The following is a 16550-nucleotide window of genomic DNA, read 5'->3' as shown; positions in this document are numbered from 1 at the left end:
AAAGGAATGTGAGCGCGGGATAAAAGTCGATTAAATTGGAATCTAATTCATTTTGCAGAATATAATAAGTCATAAATATTTTTAGTTGCATACGAAGATTTGTTCTTATATGATAGATAGTGAAAGCGTTATCAAAAAACAGAGCGGCGATGGGAAAGGCGGTTAAATATGTTCCAGCGTGTTCAAACAAAGGAAGAACATTTTGGGTTCGAGCAACTATGGGGAGATTTTTGTGAAGAAAGAAACTTAATGTTCGTAGAACGTAATTTAAATCCATCACGATTTTTATTAATAGAAGATGAACATCCTATTGGTACAGTAGAATGTATTAAGTATACGGTACCTGAACAATCAAATTCTGAGTTTTTCTATCCGTTTTCTAAAAATGATTTAGTAAAAGATTTGAAGAATGTATATGAAATAGGCAAGTTAAGTATTTCGAAAACGTCTCGTGGAAGAGGACATTTCAAAAGGCTAACAGCTATTTTATTTATACATGCGTTAGAAACAAAAGCTGAATGGTACATTGCAGCAGTAACAAAAAGAATGTATATGTATTTACTTACACTTGGTTTTCCAATTGAACCAATAGATAATCCTTTTCAGTTTCATGATACTTTACAAGGTGTACCAGTAAGAATTCATGCTCGAAAAGGGGTTACGCATTTGTATTCTTTAAAAGAATTTCGTGATGTGATTCAAGGGAATGCTCATGCACAGGCATTAATTACAGAATACAGTAAAAATATTATGTTAACGAAATAAAGCGAAGTGAATATGTATAATAAAGAGAATAATATTTGTATAGGATATAACTCTTCATTAAAAAAGACCCTTATTATTTTAATAAGGGTCTAAAAATTATAATCCAAATATACTAAAAATCATTTTGCGGCGCTTCGGTTTCTTTTCTCGTTCATATGTTGGTTTTGAATCCGGAGTAATATAAATGGGTTCTTCTTTCGTTAGGGCAGCTTCTAACTTTTGAATTCGCTCTAACATTTCCTCCATTTCACGACGGTGTTGTAAAAGTTGGTACGTGACGACATCATTTGCCTTATCTTGCATTTGTTCTTCCATTCGATCAAGTCTTCTCGTAATAGTGTTTAATTGATTAGCTAATTGCTCAAAATCATTCGATGATATGTTTTGAACAATTGTATTAACTTGAGTTTTTAATTCCTCAACTTCATTTGAGGAAGCCTTTTGAGTAGATTGAGAATTTTGAGATTGCTCTATTTGAAATCGATGGTGTTCTAACATTTGATCGACATCCTCTTGTGTGAAAATAAAGTGGCCATATTTGTTTTTCTCTATCGTAAGATTTAATTGTTGTGCGATCCGGACAACAGCCTTTGGGCTAACACCTAATTTCTTTGCGATAAATGGTGTTTTATATTCCAAAATAATCCCTCCTATATATATCCTGTTGAATGATTTCGAGCTATGAAGTAAGTTCCCTTCTAGTGCGACAAAAGAAGTGTGGAATCGGCAAAGAAAGTGTTTTTTCACGAAATTGAGTTGAGGAGAATAGTTCTTTTAAATAAAAATGTCTTATCGTAACATTTAGAATAATTTGACGAGTGTAAATGAATTAGATTATCATAATGATAAATATCTTTTTTATGTATGCATATAATATATAAAAAGGTGGTTGCTAATGTAGAATTTTGTTAGAGTATTAGAATGCTTACTTCACTTGAATAAAATTAAGTAGGAGGTGGCTTCCTTGCTTACAAAGTAAGTAAGGAAAAGTATTTGGACATATATAGTATAAGTATAGTGATTGTTTTAATTGCCTTAACGGCATTTTTCGTTGCAGCAGAATTTGCAATTGTTAAAGTGAGAAGTTCACGAATTGACTATTTAATTGCAGAAGGAAATAATCGTGCAACATCGGTCAAAACAGTCATTACAAACTTAGACGAATATTTATCTGCTTGTCAGCTAGGAATTACTGTTACAGCTTTAGGAATTGGGTGGTTTGGTAAACCTGCGTTAAAGCAAATGTTTGATACGCTTTTTGCAAATTGGAATATCTCTACTCAACTAGCAGACATTTTTGCTGTAATTTTAGTATTTTTGTTAATTACTTTTTTACATGTTGTAATAGGGGAATTGGCCCCAAAAACATTTGCAATTCAAAAGTCTGAACAAGTGAGTTTGCTTGTTTCTAAACCGTTAATTTTCTTTTATCGTATTGCATTCCCATTCATTTGGCTATTAAATGGTTCAGCTCGAATCATTACGAAGCTGCTAGGGCTGAAACCGCCGAAGGGGCATGATGAGGTTCATTCAGAAGAAGAATTACGGTTGTTAGTTTCAGAAAGTTATAGAAATGGTGAGATTAATCAATCTGAATATAAATATGTGAATAAAATTTTTGAATTTGATGATCGGATTGCAAAAGAAATAATGGTACCTCGAACTGAAATGAATATTATAAGTAAAGAGATGCCTGCTGAAGAAGCTTTGCAAAAAATGTCTCGTGAAAAATATACAAGGTATCCAGTTGTTGATGGCGACAAAGACCACGTAATAGGTTTTGTGAATTTTAAAGATATTTTTACTGAATTTGTACAACATAAAGCTGTTAATAAGAAGACAGTAGAGCAATATATGAGACCAATTATTTTAGTTATCGATTCTATTCCAATTCATGATTTGTTTTTGAAAATGCAAAAAGAAAGAACACATATTGCTATATTGATAGATGAATATGGTGGAACATCTGGACTTGTTACTGTTGAAGATATTCTGGAAGAAATTGTTGGAGATATTCAGGATGAGTTTGATACGGATGAGCAGCCAGAAATTCAACAAGTTAGTGAAACGAAGACGATACTAGAGGGAAAAGTACTTGTTAGTGAAGTGAATACGTTATTTGGTTTAGGGATTGATGATGATGGTGTTGATACAATCGGTGGTTGGATTTTAACGAAGAATATAGAGATTGCTGAAGAGGATTCCATTGAAATTGAAAATTATAAGTTTTGTGTGAAAGAATTAGATGGACATTATATAAAAAGATTAGAAGTTACAAAGATAGTAGAATCGATTGTTATTTTAGAAGATGAAAAACAAATTTCGTTACAAGAGCAAATTAGCTCGTAAACTCTGCTATATAGCAGAGTTTTTTTGAGCATAATGTTTTTTGAGGGATAAGGGCTATGATACAATGACATAAGTCAAACCTTTCACTAGGTGAAGTATTGTTGTATACATATATTTGGAAGGAGCAGAAGTATGAAAAAGCATTTATATATAAATGGAGATTGGAAATCTGTAAACACGTATAAACCATTATACGCACCATATTCTGAAGAAACATTAGCGGAAATTGCACAAGGCACGGAAGAAGATGTAAAAGAGGCTGTTACCGCTGCAAAAAATGCAATGACAAAAATGAATACATTATCTGCATATGATCGTGCGACTATTTTAGAGAAAGTTGCACAAAAAATGGATGAAAGAAGAGAAGAATTTGCAGAGATTATTGCAAAAGAAGCTGCAAAACCAATACGTGCTGCAAGGGGAGAAGTAGATCGTACTGTTCAAACATACAAATTTGCAGCTGAAGAAGCGAAGCGTATATATGGTGAGACATTGCCATTAGACGCCGCACCTGGTGCAGATGGGCGTATTGCATATACAATCCGAAAGCCGATTGGGGTTATAGGGGCTATTACACCATTTAATTTCCCATTAAATTTAGTAGCGCATAAAGTTGGACCAGCAATCGCTGCCGGAAATACAGTTGTATTAAAGCCAGCTGATCAAACGCCATTATCATCTTATGCATTAGTTGAGTTATTTGAAGAGGCAGGATTGCCAAATGGAGCTTTAAATATCATTTCTGGCCCTGGCTCCACGGTTGGTGAGGCAATCGTCAAAAATGATTACGTTGCTTCTATTACTTTTACCGGAAGTCCAAAAGTTGGAATCGGAATAAAACAAAAGGCTGGGCTAAAACGAGTTACGTTAGAACTAGGCTCAAATGCTGCTGTTATCATTGATGAAGATGTAGAGTTAACAGATGAAATAATTGAACGTGTAAAATGGGGAGCATTTGTTAATAATGGGCAAGTTTGTATTTCAGTACAACGTGTTTTTGTACATGAAACGAAAATGCATGAATTTCTTTCGAAGCTAAAGAAAGCGATGGAATCAGTTGTTGTTGGTGATCCACTGCTTGAGGAAACGGATGTATCAGCTTTAATTTCAAAAAGAGATGTAGAGCGAATTGATATGTGGGTTCAAGAAGCAATTAAGGAAGGAGCAACTGTTTTATGCGGTGGTAAGAAGCGGGATGCAAGAATTTTTGAACCGACTGTATTAACAAATGTTCCAGATCATGTATCTGTGCAGTGCCAAGAAGTATTCGGTCCACTCATGACAGTAAATACATTTAAAGAATTTGATGAAGCGATTGGGCAAGTAAATAATTCGCGTTACGGCTTACAGGCAGGAGTATTTACAAATAATTTATTTAAAGCAATGCGTGCAATTGATGAGCTAGAGGTTGGTGGTGTCATGATTAATGATATTCCAACGTTCAGAGTAGATCATATGCCTTATGGTGGTGTGAAAGAAAGTGGCACGGGACGCGAAGGAATTAAATATGCAATAGAAGAAATGACAGAAATGAAATTAGTATGTATTAAAAAATAAAGTGGAAAAACTTAAAACTTGCACTAAAAAACGAGTAGGAAATGTTTACGATTCCATACTCGTTTTTTACGCTTCTAGTAACTATTTAATTAAGTGTAACTTTTACTTCATTTCTTGTTTGAAAATAGTATCTTCTACATAAATTTGTTCTTTATCTATAGCAGTAGCATGAGTTAATACTAAACCGATTGGTGTTTTTGTATCTTTATTTTGAACAATTGTAAAAGGAACATTTTTTTCGTTTGCTAATTTAATGTATTTTGATAAATGTGGGTAAGCAATGCCACCATTTAGGAGGAGTTGTAATGATTGAGAAGAGCGCATGCTACCCGCTACTTCAGAGTATACATTACTTTGCATTACTTGACCGATTGTTAAAGCGATTTCCACACGCTCACGTAATGTAGTTAAATACATATTACGTTCTTCTGGTTTGTTTTGCTTTTGGCCGTAAATGCCTTCTTGGAGATAATCTTCCACATTTTTATTTACCATATTTTTCACACCTTTCATTTTCTATTGTACGCAAGAATTAAAAATGATGCAAAAAAAAGTCGTTTTGATTACGGAAATAATGAAAATATGTGAAGGAAAAAGGGGATTTGTATACAATTAGTTAAATAAGAAAGAAAAAATAATTTTATCAACAGAAATTAACAAAATGTGACAAAAATCTATTAACGAATCGTATTTTTTGTGTTAATATTCAAAATATAAAGGGTATTCGTCGTATGGAAATGGAGGGAATGGAGGTTTTTCCAATCGATAAGGATATTAAAGAAATATTTTGTTCACACTTGAAAAACAATAGGCACCAATTCGTAGAGAACTGGAAAAACAAAATGATAATTTCCGAAAAAGATCCATTTAAACTAGAAGTAGTTCAAAATGGAGAGGATTTACTAGAGTTAATTATCGAACTTACTATGGAAGATAAAGATATAAATTATCTTCAACCGTTATGTGAGAAAATTGCTATTGAACGTGCTGGAGCAGATGCGAATATTGGAGATTTTGTTTATAACGCAAACGTGGGAAGAAATGAACTTTTCGAAGCGATGTGTGAATTAGATGTTAGCGCTCGTGAATTGAAACCAATTATGGCAAAAATACATACTTGTTTTGACAAATTAATTTATTATACCGTTTTAAAATACTCGGAAATTATATCGAAGAATTTAGAGGAAAAACAGCAATATATTAACGAAACACATAAAGAAAGGCTGACGATTTTAGGGCAAATGTCAGCTAGTTTTGTACATGAATTTCGTAATCCGCTTACTTCCATTATGGGGTTTGTTAAATTATTAAAGGCGGATCATCCGAGTTTATCGTATTTAGATATTATTTCGCATGAATTAGATCAATTAAATTTTCGTATTTCGCAATTTTTACTCGTATCGAAAAAAGAAATGTGGAATGAATCGGAACGGTTTTGGCTTAATGACTTGTTTCAAGACATTATACAATTCTTATATCCGAGTTTGGTCAATGCGAATGTTTTGATTGAAAAGAATTTACCGTATCCAATTCCGCTTGTTGGTTATCGGAGTGAAGTGAGGCAAGTATTTTTAAACATATTAATGAATTCAATTGATGCTCTTGAATCAATGAAAGAAGAACGAAAAATTATCATTGATGTATTTGAAGAAGATCAAGCTATTCGAATTGTGATAAAAAATAATGGACCAATGATTCCAGCTGAAAATGTAGAAACGATTTTTGAACCATTTGTAACTACTAAAAAGTTAGGAACTGGTATTGGATTATTTGTATGTAAACAAATTGTGGAAAAACATAATGGATCCATTATGTGTCGATCAGATAACGATTGGACAGAATTTCAAATTGCATTTCAAAAATAAACAGTCTACACCAAATGAATGGTGTAGACTGTTTTAATTTGTGAGTATAAGGGCTTCTAATTTAGGATCTTTAGTTGAATAACCTACTATTGAAATTGTATAAATAACATTTGGTTCAACATTGAATTTCGGTATAGTCAATAAAACGTTTTTATTATCTGCGAGTGAAATTTCAATATCTGCTGTACCAGGGCTAACTTGCAAAAAATCTGTTATTTGTTTAAAGAGTACATTTTCAAATAAATGATCCCCATCTTTTAAATCTACGTTTACAACAGGGGTATCTGGAGAGAAATGTGCAAACCGTATTTTGGCTTGACCAGCTGGTAAATGTGTATTATCAAGTATAGGCTGTAATTGTAGGTGATTATCACTATTTATTGCAGCGAGAGTATAAGTATGATTTCCCATTATTGGTACCAACGCTGAAAAGATTGGAGTTTCATTTCCGACAGGAACAATATCTATACGGTATTTACCTTGCACTAATGATAAATAAGGGCTGAATTGCTTAAATGAAATATTTTTAATAACCGTTTGTCCGTTTACTAAAATGTCAACCGCTGGTATATTTGGATCGGCATGAAAAATTCTTATATGTGACGGTAAAGCAGCTTCTTGTGAGTCTCTTGTTTCATACGCCTGTACAAGTTTTGATAGTGCATCGTAATATTTCATATATAATTCTATATATTTTTTAGGATTACGAAACTGATAGTAACGTGCGAGTTGTTCGTATTGTGTAACTTCTTGTCCATATTTTTCGATTTCAGATTGAGACATGAACATTCCTCCTTTGTCATCATTAAAACTATATGCGAAGCAAGAAAGCGGTTATGCAAAAAAAATGATTTTATAAAGGGAAAATTAAAAATTGACAACAAATATGTTTTCATAAAGAGGTGCTGGTGCTTACGAGAATTTCGCAGAGTAAAGCAGTACATATGACTGTACGAAAGTAAAATAAATGCCAAGTTGAAAGTGCATTTCAATTAACATATTGAATACATGTCCAAAAATCGCTAGAAAACTAGGGATTTTTTTAATTATAGGCAAATACACATACAAAGTGATAATTGTCCTACATAAATTATAAAGGAAAGATACTTTGAATCTGAGGAAAGGAGTGCCACTTCGGGATAGGGATATCCCGATAGTAATTGTGAATGAAGTTATGAAAAGGTTTTGTGTTATAGGCTGTAGGATGAATTTGTAAACTTCATTTTTCTATTTATTTTAGCAATTGACAGTATTAACCCATAAGAGAGCGTCATGACGAACTGATTAGTGTGGTTAATCGGTTCTTTTTTTATAGTTTAAAACTGAAAAGTTTACATAATGAATAGGAATCTGAATTGATTAGTAAGGTGGGTGTCGAAATTTGTTTTAAAATATGCAATTTAAAGTAGGATAATAGGAAGGAGTTTAACGGGAGTTCCGTCGAAGTGTACAGAATGTCGGCATTTAAGGACAGCTGGCATTATGCTATAAAAACATTTGGTGATGTACTCATTTCATATAAAAGGGAGGGGTATTTGGGCGTATAGAAAAGGGTTGGTCTTCGTTTTTAGTTCTGAATTTTCTGTTTTATAAAAATTTTTAAGCACTCATTTGTATATTTTATAATAGTTTTTTGATAAATTCACTGCTTTTGCAGAGGATTCTTTTTTATGAAAGAAACGTCAATTTTCTTCATATATATATACAAATTGGAGAAATGGGGGAGCGCTATGCGCGATTACTTAATTAAACCACTTGTTGGTCAGCCGTATCCAATGATTTCACATGGAAAAGGTGTTTATTTGTATGATCAAAATGGCAATAAATATTTTGATGGTTCGTCAGGAGCAATTACGGCAGGTATTGGGCATGGCGTAAAGGAGATTGCAGACGTTATTAAAAAGCAAGCTGAGGAGATTGCTTTTGTTTATAGATCACAGTTTACGAGTGAACCAGCTGAAAAATTAGCGAAGAAGTTAAGTGATTTAAGTGTAGGAGATTTGAACTGGAGTTTTTTTGTAAATAGTGGTACGGAAGCGAATGAAACAGCTATGAAAATTGCAATTCAGCATTTTCAAGAGCGAGGTATTCAAGGGAAACATAAAATTTTATCAAGATGGATGAGTTATCACGGTATTACGATGGGTGCTTTATCGATGTCTGGGCATCCACTACGTAGACAACGCTTCGTATCTATTTTGGAAGATTATCCGACTATACCAGCTCCATATTGTTTCAGATGTCCTGTTCAAAAGGTATATCCAACTTGTCAGCTGGCATGTGCGACTGAACTAGAAAGATCAATTGAAAGAATTGGTGCAGAGCATATTGCTGCTTTTATTGCTGAGCCGATTATCGGAGCAGCTGGAGGCGCGGTTGTTCCGCCGAAAGACTATTATAAAGTCATTAAAGAGATTTGCGACCATTACGATATTTTATTTATTGCGGATGAAGTAATGACTGGGCTTGGTCGTACTGGAGCATGGTTTGCGATGGAGCATTGGGGCGTAGAGCCGGATATTATGACACTTGGTAAAGGGTTAGGAGCGGGATATACACCGATGGCAGCGACAGTTGTAAGTGATCGTGTTATGGAACCAATATTACGTGGATCACGTTCAGTAATGAGCGGTCATACGTTAAGTGCAAATCCATTGTCTGCAGCAACGGCTTTAGCTGTTATTGAATATATGGAGAAACATAATCTTCCTGAAAAAACAGCAGAAAAGGGAGAGTATTTAATAAAAGGCTTACAGAAAGTTCAGCAACAATCGACAATCATTGCTGATGTGCGCGGAAAAGGGTTGCTAATCGGAGTAGAATTGCAACCGTTTACAAAAGCGTCAGAGCTTATTTCAGTTGCAGCTAAAAATGGTCTGCTTTTATACCAAGCAGTTTCAGGGCAAGCAGGAAAAGAAGATAGTGCACTGCTTGTAGCACCGCCAATGACAACTACATATTCCGAGTTAGATGAATTACTTTCAATTTTCTCTAAAAGTGTGGAAGAGATGATGCAAAAAGGAGGGCATAGTATCGCATGACAACTATTACAAATACATTCGGTAAATTAAAAGAAATTGAGGAAGTAATTTCTTTGTTCCATGATGATATGACATTGATGTTTGGGGGATTTGGAGGGATTGGATCCCCTCCATCTTTAATACAGGCAATTTTAGAAAAAGGCGTTACAAATTTAAATTTAATTGGAAATGACACTGGATTTCCTGATGTAGGTATCGGTCGTCTTGTTACAAATGAAAGAGTTAAATCAATAATTACTTCTCACATTGGCTCCAATCCAAATGCAGGAAGGCAACTAAACGAGGGAAGATTACAAATTGAGTTTTCTCCGCAGGGAACATTAGCAGAGCGTATTCGCGCTGGTGGCGTTGGTCTTGGTGGTGTTTTAGTTGATGTTGGTGTTGATACGATTGTGGAAGAGGGAAAACGAACAGTTGAAATGAATGGTAAGACCTACTTAGTTGAAACAGCATTAACTGCTGAAGTTTCAATTGTATATGCGAAAAAGGCAGATCCGTTTGGTAATCTTGTATTTGACAAAAGTGCACGAAATATGAATCCCCATGTAGCTATGGCTGGGGATATAACAATTGTAGAAGCAGAAGAAATAGTCCCGCTTGGAAGTTTAGATCCAGAGGAAATTGTCGTTCCAGGTGTTTTCGTAAATTATATTGTACCGTCGGAAGGAGTGAACTGGAAATGGGTATGGGCGTAGAAGTGAGGGATAAGATTGCTAGGCGTGCGGCGAAAGAAATACAAAATGGTATGATTGTAAATTTAGGTATTGGCATACCATCGCTTGTACCAAATCATTTGCCTGACGACATAAATGTTATGTTTCATGCGGAAAATGGAATCGTCGGCATGGGACCAACGCCAAGTAAAGGGAATGAAGATGAAAATTTGTGTAATGCAGCAGGTTTACCAACTTCTCTTATAACAGGAGCGAGTTATTTCGATAGCTGCACAGCGTTTGGGATGATTCGAAAAGGTTTGCTAGACATAACGATTCTTGGTTCATTACAAGTAAGTGAAAATGGTGATTTAGCAAACTGGATTGTACCTGGAAAACGTGTTCCAGGTATTGGTGGAGCAATGGATTTAGCACAAAAAGCGAAGCGGGTCGTTGTTGTAATGAATCATGTTGATAAGTACGGAAATGCAAAAATTGTTTCAGAGTGTACATTGCCATTAACTTCAAAGAAATGTGTAGATTTAATTATTACTGATATGGCAGTCATGGAGGTAACTCCGAGTGGACTTATATTACAAGAATTAATGAGCCCATACACAGTAGAAGATATAAAACGACATACAGAAGCTGATTTTCAAATTAGTTCTAACTTACTAGTAATTGAATGAAGGGAGATGTAATATATGGAGCAATTAAAAAAGCAAGTTTGTGATTATATTGAGAGCCATGAAGAGGAAAGTGTGAAATTTTTAAAACGATTAATTCAAGAAAAGAGCGTATCTGGTGATGAAAGCGGTGCGCAGGCAATTGTGATTGAAAAATTACGTGAATTAGGTTTAGAGCTCGATATATGGGAGCCTTCTTTTTCTAAAATGAAAGATCATCCTTATTTTGTATCACCCCGTACAAGTTTTTCAGATAGCCCAAATATTGTAGCAACTTTAAAAGGAAGTGGCGACGGGAAATCTATGATATTGAATGGGCATATTGATGTAGTTCCAGAAGGGGATGTGAATCAGTGGGAACATCATCCTTATAGCGGTGAGAAAATCGGAAATCGTATATATGGCCGTGGAACGACGGATATGAAGGGCGGAAATGTCGCACTTATGCTTGCGATGGAAGCGATTATTGAATCTAACATTGAATTAAAAGGAGACATCTATTTTCAAAGTGTAATAGAAGAGGAAAGTGGCGGAGCAGGGACATTGGCAACTATATTACGAGGATATAAGGCAGATGGTGTCATTATTCCGGAGCCTACTAATATGAAGTTTTTCCCGAAACAACAAGGTTCTATGTGGTTTCGTCTACGTGTAAAAGGGAAAGCTGCACACGGTGGAACGCGCTATGAAGGGGTTAGTGCAATTGAAAAAAGTATGTTTGTTATAGAACATGTAAGAAAGCTAGAGGAGAAAAGAAATAGTCGAATTACAGATCCGTTATTTAAAGAAATTCCGATTCCAATTCCAATTAACATTGGGAAAATTGAAGGAGGGAGTTGGCCAAGTTCTGTTCCCGATGAATTAATTTTAGAAGGAAGATGCGGTGTTGCGCCGAATGAGACTATAGAGGCGGCAAAAGAAGAGTTTGAGAATTGGATTGCTGAATTAAATGATGTGGACAATTGGTTTGTTGAAAATCCAGTAGAAGTAGAATGGTTTGGAGCGAGATGGGTTCCTGGTGAACTAGAAGAGAATCATGAACTCATTACGACACTTCATCACAACTTTGTTGAAATCGAAGGGAACGAACCAATTATTGAAGCATCTCCGTGGGGGACTGATGGAGGTTTATTTACACAAATTGCAAACGTACCAACAATAGTATTTGGTCCAGGAGAGACGAAAGTAGCACACTATCCAAACGAATATATAGAAGTTGATAAAATGATAGCTGCCGCAAAAATTATTGCATGTACATTACTAGATTGGTGTGAGGTGAAAAAATGAAATACTATGAATCTTTTAGAGAACAGACGAATTGTTATACAGTAGAAGGTGTTTTAGATTATTTTAATAAGCGTATTCGGGTAGATCACTATACAGGAAATGTTGAAAGTATTATACAGACAATTGACGAACTAGCAGAGAAACATTCTTTCACTAAATGTATTATTAAAGGAAAGGGAGAGCATGTTTCAACATGGCTCTCTTTCGGTTTTTTGTTGGAAGCAACGATACCTCATTATTTTCAAGGACACGATGCATACTTTTTTGTGAAATATAATAATGATGAAAGACGAAATAGTATGCATTGGATTGAGGAAGATACTATATTAAGCGGTGTAAAAGGAAAAGAAATAAAAGAAAAAGTAGTTCCAGAGAAATTTTTGCTGAGAAAAGCGACTGAAGAAGATGCAGAAGAATTAGCAACTGTATTCGGAAAAGTATTTGAAGTGTATCCGACACCTTTAAATGAAGCGAGTTATGTATTACAGACGATGAAAGAAGACGATACAATTTACTACGTGTATGAATTTGAGGGGAAAATTATTAGTACAGCATCTGCAGAAATGAACATAAAGGAAGGGAATGCAGAATTAACGAATTGTGCTACTTTACCTGAATACCGTAAACATGGATTTATGAAAAGTTTACTAATTAAATTAGAGGAAGAACTTCAAGAAAGATCTATTTTCTGCTCCTATACAATTGCTCGATCGCTTTCTTTCGGAATGAATGCTGCCTTTCATCAATTAGGCTATACGTATACAGGAAGACTGGCGAATAATTGCTACATTTTCGATAAGTTGGAAGATATGAATATATGGGTGAAAGATCTATCTAGCTATTCGAAAGCAGTAAAACTTCCACCTCAAAATTTGGCTGTAAAGCAAAACAGTTAGGTGGAGCTGGGTGTTTGAAAAAGCCGTACTAATTAGAGTTTCGAGTTATCTAATGAAAATATAAAATTGATTAAAATTATAGAACGGAATCGTCATGCTTACAATCGCACATAGGTGTGCCGAAAATTCGGCATGTAATTGCTGGATTTTCGGCAAGAGGGGGGATGACATTGCTAGCAGTTTCGACACAAGAAGTCATTGAAGCGATTTTGGGCAGTATTGATGAGGCTATACACGCTGTAGATGAAAATGGAATTACAATATTTTATAATTCTGTAGCTGCAAAACACGATGGATCGAAGATTGAAAAAGTGTTAGGGAAACATCTGTTAGAAGCGTTCCCGTCTTTATCAAGGGAAACGAGTACATTGATGAAAGTACTAGATACAAAAAAACCTATCGTACATCAGGTACAACATTATCAAAATTTAAATGGTGAAGATGTTTGTACAGTAAATACGACGTTACCTATTTTTATAGATGGGAATATTGCTGGGGCTGTTGAAATTGCAAAGGATTACTCTACAATTCAAAAGCTTACTGACACAATTGTTGACTTACAGTCGAAAATAAAGCGATCATCTAGAAAAAAAGTGATTAAAAAGCACGCTGCATTTGAGACGATAGTGACAAATGATACGCGGTTTAAACAGACGAAAGAGTTAGCACAAAAAGTAGCACCAACAGACGCGAATGTTTTAATATATGGTGAAACAGGAACAGGAAAAGAACTGTTCGTACAAGCAATTCATGAAGCTTCTAAAAGAAAAAACAAGCCATTTATTGCACAAAACTGTGCAGCTTTACCAGAGTCGCTATTAGAAAGTTTATTGTTTGGAACGACAAAAGGAAGCTATACGGGAGCGATTGAAAGAGCTGGGCTATTTGAACTTGTTGATGGTGGTACATTATTTTTAGATGAACTGAATTCAATGCCTCTTGATTTGCAGGCAAAAATGTTACGAGTGTTAGAAGATGGAGTCATTAGAAGAATTGGTGATAATAAGACGAGAAAAGTAGATGTTCGTGTTATTACCGCGATGAACCAGCCTCCAGAAATATGTTTACGAGAGAATAAAATTCGCACTGATTTATATTATCGCTTAAACGTATTTTCATTATATATCCCACCGCTTCGTGAAAGAACTGAGGATGTACTATTATTAGCATCTTATTTTTTGAAAGAATATAATAAAAGTTATAAAAAAGGTGTACTTCAAATTGATGAGGAAGCGAAAGATAGACTGCAAGCTTATCAGTGGCCTGGAAATGTACGGGAGTTAAAACATACGATTGAACATGCTGTTATTATTGCAGAAGGGAATACATTAACAGCCAATTGTTTACCACGTACATTTCGGAAAGAGAAGTTTTCGAAGAAGAAGGGTATAATGCCACTTAGAGAAGCACTTCATCAAACAGAAAAAGAATTAATAGATCAAGCGTTGATTGAAACGGAAGGGAATATATTACAAGCCGCAAAAATATTGGGTATCCCTCGTCAAACGCTTCAATATAAACTGAGCAAGTACGACAAAACCGCCGAATAATCGGCGGTTTTTGTGTGTTTGCACCAATAAAAGAGCGTTTACATATATAAAAAGTAATGAATATGATGTTAAGTATTGATTTCATACAACGCTTAAAAATATTTTTTCGCTTATGTAATAGGGTTCTCCGCACATTTACTTATCAACAATGTAAAGTTGGCATAACTATTGCTTATATAAAGAATGAGCGTATAAAAAGGGGGAATAGCAATGTTACATGATGTATACAAACCAAATCGTCACTGGAAGGATATCGAATTATGGAAAGATGTTACTGAAGAGCAATGGAATGATTGGGTTTGGCAATTAACGAATACGATCAAAACGTTAGATGACTTAAGAAAAGTGATTAACTTAACACCTGAAGAAGAAGAGGGCGTTAAAATTTCAACGAAAACGATCCCGTTAAACATTACACCGTACTATGCTTGGCTAATGAATCCTGATGATCCACGCTGTCCGATTCGGATGCAATCAGTACCGATTTCGGAAGAGTTATATAAAACAAAATATGATTTAGAAGACCCACTTCACGAAGACGAAGATTCACCAGTTCCAGGGCTAACACATCGTTATCCGGACCGTGTACTATTCTTAGTAACAAATCAATGTTCTATGTATTGTCGTTACTGTACACGTCGTCGTTTTAGTGGACAAATTGGAATGGGTGTACCGAAGAAACAATTAGATGATGCAATTGCTTATATTCGTGAAACGCCACAAGTACGAGATGTATTAATCTCCGGTGGTGACGGACTTCTAATTAACGATAAAATTTTAGAATATGTATTAAAAAATTTACGAGAGATTCCGCATGTTGAGATTATTCGTATCGGAACGAGAGCACCAGTAGTATTCCCACAACGTATTACAGAAAACTTATGTAACATTATTAAAAAATACCATCCAGTATGGTTAAATACACATTTCAATACATCTATTGAAATTACTGAAGAATCGAAAAAGGCATGTGAAATGTTAGCGAATGCTGGTGTTCCAGTCGGAAACCAAGCAGTAATTTTAGCTGGTATTAACGACAGCGTTCCAATTATGAAAAAACTTATGCATGACTTAGTAAAAATCCGTGTACGTCCATACTACATTTATCAATGTGACTTATCTGAAGGTATCGGTCACTTCCGTGCACCAGTATCTAAAGGTCTTGAAATTATTGAAGGTTTACGTGGACACACATCTGGTTATGCTGTTCCGACATTCGTTGTTGATGCGCCAGGTGGAGGCGGTAAAATTGCACTTCAGCCAAACTATTTAATCTCACAAAGTGCAGATAAAGTTGTACTTCGTAACTTTGAAGGTGTTATTACGACGTATCCAGAGCCAGAGAGCTATATTCCAGGAAGAGCGGAAGGATACTTTAAAGAGATTTATCCGAACTACGAAGAAAAACGTTCAGATGTTGGTATCGCAGGTCTTATGAGCGATAAGAAATTTAACCTCGTTCCAGACGACTTACAGCGTATGAACCGTCGTAAAGACTACGAAGATAATGATACTCATGCATCTTTAAAAGATAAACGTGATAAGCGCGATCAATTAAAAGATAAAAAATATCAAGCACAAATGGCTAAGTTAGAAGAAAACGACAAAAAAACTGAGGGTGATGCAGTATGAATTGTATGTGGTGTGACAGTACAGAAGCGAAAGAAAGCTTGAATACTGTATATTGGGAATTACCAGATGGTACGAAAGCCATTGAAATCCAAGAGACACCATGTATTTCTTGTTCCTCGTGCGGGATGGACTATCAATCAGACCATACAGTAAAAGAAATTGAAGATCAATTATTCTTAATTTACACGAAAGATTTACCAAAACAACTAACATATGAAGAATTAATGGGAAGACCGCGTCTATTAAAAAGAAATTATTTCGACTTTTAA

Annotated in this window: 15 protein-coding genes; 12 read left to right on the top strand and 3 right to left on the bottom strand. The window is 35.0% G+C overall.

Annotated features, from left to right (window positions below; all coding sequences use genetic code 11):
- The first annotated feature begins 168 nt into the window (after positions 1-168).
- Positions 169-765, top strand: coding sequence for a hypothetical protein (locus tag HMAS_RS13150; RefSeq protein WP_000487796.1), 597 nt, complete (start codon positions 169-171; stop codon positions 763-765).
- Between the two features lie 96 nt (positions 766-861).
- On the opposite strand, the gene racA is transcribed toward HMAS_RS13150, so the two are convergent.
- On the bottom strand, positions 862-1404 hold the full coding sequence (gene racA, locus HMAS_RS13145; protein WP_000456023.1) for a chromosome-anchoring protein RacA: 543 nt from the start codon (positions 1402-1404) through the stop codon (positions 862-864).
- A gap of 354 nt (positions 1405-1758) precedes the next feature.
- On the opposite strand from racA, the gene HMAS_RS13140 reads away from it, so the two are divergent.
- Both HMAS_RS13140 and HMAS_RS13135 read left to right on the top strand, forming a co-directional pair.
- Entirely contained in the window at positions 1759-3114 is a 1356-nt protein-coding gene (locus HMAS_RS13140; protein ID WP_000356250.1) for a hemolysin family protein, read from the top strand.
- A gap of 132 nt (positions 3115-3246) precedes the next feature.
- Positions 3247-4671, top strand: a complete 1425-nt coding sequence (locus HMAS_RS13135) for an aldehyde dehydrogenase family protein (protein WP_000716460.1) — start codon at positions 3247-3249, stop codon at positions 4669-4671.
- A 102-nt stretch (positions 4672-4773) separates the two neighbouring features.
- Here the strand turns inward: HMAS_RS13135 and HMAS_RS13130 are convergent, their stop codons facing one another.
- On the bottom strand, positions 4774-5166 hold the full coding sequence (locus tag HMAS_RS13130; RefSeq protein ID WP_000247558.1) for a YueI family protein: 393 nt from the start codon (positions 5164-5166) through the stop codon (positions 4774-4776).
- Between the two features lie 236 nt (positions 5167-5402).
- Here HMAS_RS13130 and HMAS_RS13125 point away from each other — a divergent pair, with 236 nt between their 5' ends.
- Positions 5403-6536, top strand: a complete 1134-nt coding sequence (locus HMAS_RS13125; RefSeq protein ID WP_000425086.1) for a BA2291 family sporulation histidine kinase — start codon at positions 5403-5405, stop codon at positions 6534-6536.
- A gap of 33 nt (positions 6537-6569) precedes the next feature.
- Here HMAS_RS13125 and HMAS_RS13120 read toward each other — a convergent pair whose 3' ends face one another.
- The gene (locus HMAS_RS13120; RefSeq protein WP_000083285.1) at positions 6570-7319 is read right to left on the bottom strand and encodes a DUF4397 domain-containing protein; all 750 of its coding nucleotides are present in this window, start codon (positions 7317-7319) and stop codon (positions 6570-6572) included.
- A gap of 947 nt (positions 7320-8266) precedes the next feature.
- Here HMAS_RS13120 and HMAS_RS13115 point away from each other — a divergent pair.
- The 8 genes from HMAS_RS13115 (at position 8267) to HMAS_RS13080 (ending at position 16550) form a co-directional block, all read left to right on the top strand.
- Positions 8267-9577, top strand: coding sequence for an aspartate aminotransferase family protein (locus HMAS_RS13115; RefSeq protein ID WP_001205882.1), 1311 nt, complete (start codon positions 8267-8269; stop codon positions 9575-9577).
- Positions 9574-10272 carry an acetate CoA-transferase subunit alpha gene (atoD, locus tag HMAS_RS13110; protein ID WP_000208102.1) on the top strand — a complete coding sequence of 233 codons (699 nt, stop codon included), beginning with the start codon at positions 9574-9576 and terminating at the stop codon, positions 10270-10272. The genes HMAS_RS13115 and atoD overlap by 4 nt, the downstream gene beginning before the upstream one ends.
- Positions 10257-10919: a CoA transferase subunit B gene (locus tag HMAS_RS13105; protein ID WP_000525277.1), complete on the top strand. Its 663-nt coding sequence runs from the start codon at positions 10257-10259 to the stop codon at positions 10917-10919. Before atoD ends, HMAS_RS13105 begins: the two co-directional genes overlap by 16 nt.
- A 15-nt stretch (positions 10920-10934) precedes the next feature.
- Positions 10935-12203, top strand: a complete 1269-nt coding sequence (locus tag HMAS_RS13100; protein ID WP_000436698.1) for a peptidase — start codon at positions 10935-10937, stop codon at positions 12201-12203.
- Positions 12200-13099 carry a putative beta-lysine N-acetyltransferase gene (gene ablB / locus HMAS_RS13095; protein WP_000878594.1) on the top strand — a complete coding sequence of 300 codons (900 nt, stop codon included), beginning with the start codon at positions 12200-12202 and terminating at the stop codon, positions 13097-13099. Before HMAS_RS13100 ends, ablB begins: the two co-directional genes overlap by 4 nt.
- Positions 13100-13263: 164 nt before the next feature.
- On the top strand, positions 13264-14649 hold the full coding sequence (gene rocR, locus HMAS_RS13090; RefSeq protein WP_098906032.1) for an arginine utilization transcriptional regulator RocR: 1386 nt from the start codon (positions 13264-13266) through the stop codon (positions 14647-14649).
- A gap of 210 nt (positions 14650-14859) precedes the next feature.
- Entirely contained in the window at positions 14860-16281 is a 1422-nt protein-coding gene (ablA, locus tag HMAS_RS13085) for a lysine 2,3-aminomutase (RefSeq protein ID WP_000902142.1), read from the top strand.
- On the top strand, positions 16278-16550 hold the full coding sequence (locus HMAS_RS13080) for a YokU family protein (protein WP_000995763.1): 273 nt from the start codon (positions 16278-16280) through the stop codon (positions 16548-16550). The genes ablA and HMAS_RS13080 overlap by 4 nt, the downstream gene beginning before the upstream one ends.

Source organism: Bacillus sp. HMA207 (genome assembly GCF_003402455.1).
Lineage (GTDB): Bacteria > Bacillota > Bacilli > Bacillales > Bacillaceae_G > Bacillus_A > Bacillus_A cereus.
The sequence above is the reverse complement of the archived record's forward strand: the minus strand, read 5'-3'. Positions and strand labels throughout refer to the sequence as shown.

Coding starts and splice junctions, on each gene's coding strand:
- HMAS_RS13120 (WP_000083285.1), bottom strand. CDS start 7,319: ATGTCTCAATCTGAAATCGAAAAATATGGACAAGAAGTTACACAATAC.
- atoD (WP_000208102.1), top strand. CDS start 9,574: ATGACAACTATTACAAATACATTCGGTAAATTAAAAGAAATTGAGGAA.
- ablB (WP_000878594.1), top strand. CDS start 12,200: ATGAAATACTATGAATCTTTTAGAGAACAGACGAATTGTTATACAGTA.
- HMAS_RS13135 (WP_000716460.1), top strand. CDS start 3,247: ATGAAAAAGCATTTATATATAAATGGAGATTGGAAATCTGTAAACACG.
- HMAS_RS13100 (WP_000436698.1), top strand. CDS start 10,935: ATGGAGCAATTAAAAAAGCAAGTTTGTGATTATATTGAGAGCCATGAA.
- HMAS_RS13105 (WP_000525277.1), top strand. CDS start 10,257: ATGGGTATGGGCGTAGAAGTGAGGGATAAGATTGCTAGGCGTGCGGCG.
- HMAS_RS13125 (WP_000425086.1), top strand. CDS start 5,403: ATGGAAATGGAGGGAATGGAGGTTTTTCCAATCGATAAGGATATTAAA.
- HMAS_RS13130 (WP_000247558.1), bottom strand. CDS start 5,166: ATGGTAAATAAAAATGTGGAAGATTATCTCCAAGAAGGCATTTACGGC.
- rocR (WP_098906032.1), top strand. CDS start 13,264: ATGACATTGCTAGCAGTTTCGACACAAGAAGTCATTGAAGCGATTTTG.
- HMAS_RS13080 (WP_000995763.1), top strand. CDS start 16,278: ATGAATTGTATGTGGTGTGACAGTACAGAAGCGAAAGAAAGCTTGAAT.
- HMAS_RS13115 (WP_001205882.1), top strand. CDS start 8,267: ATGCGCGATTACTTAATTAAACCACTTGTTGGTCAGCCGTATCCAATG.
- HMAS_RS13150 (WP_000487796.1), top strand. CDS start 169: ATGTTCCAGCGTGTTCAAACAAAGGAAGAACATTTTGGGTTCGAGCAA.
- ablA (WP_000902142.1), top strand. CDS start 14,860: ATGTTACATGATGTATACAAACCAAATCGTCACTGGAAGGATATCGAA.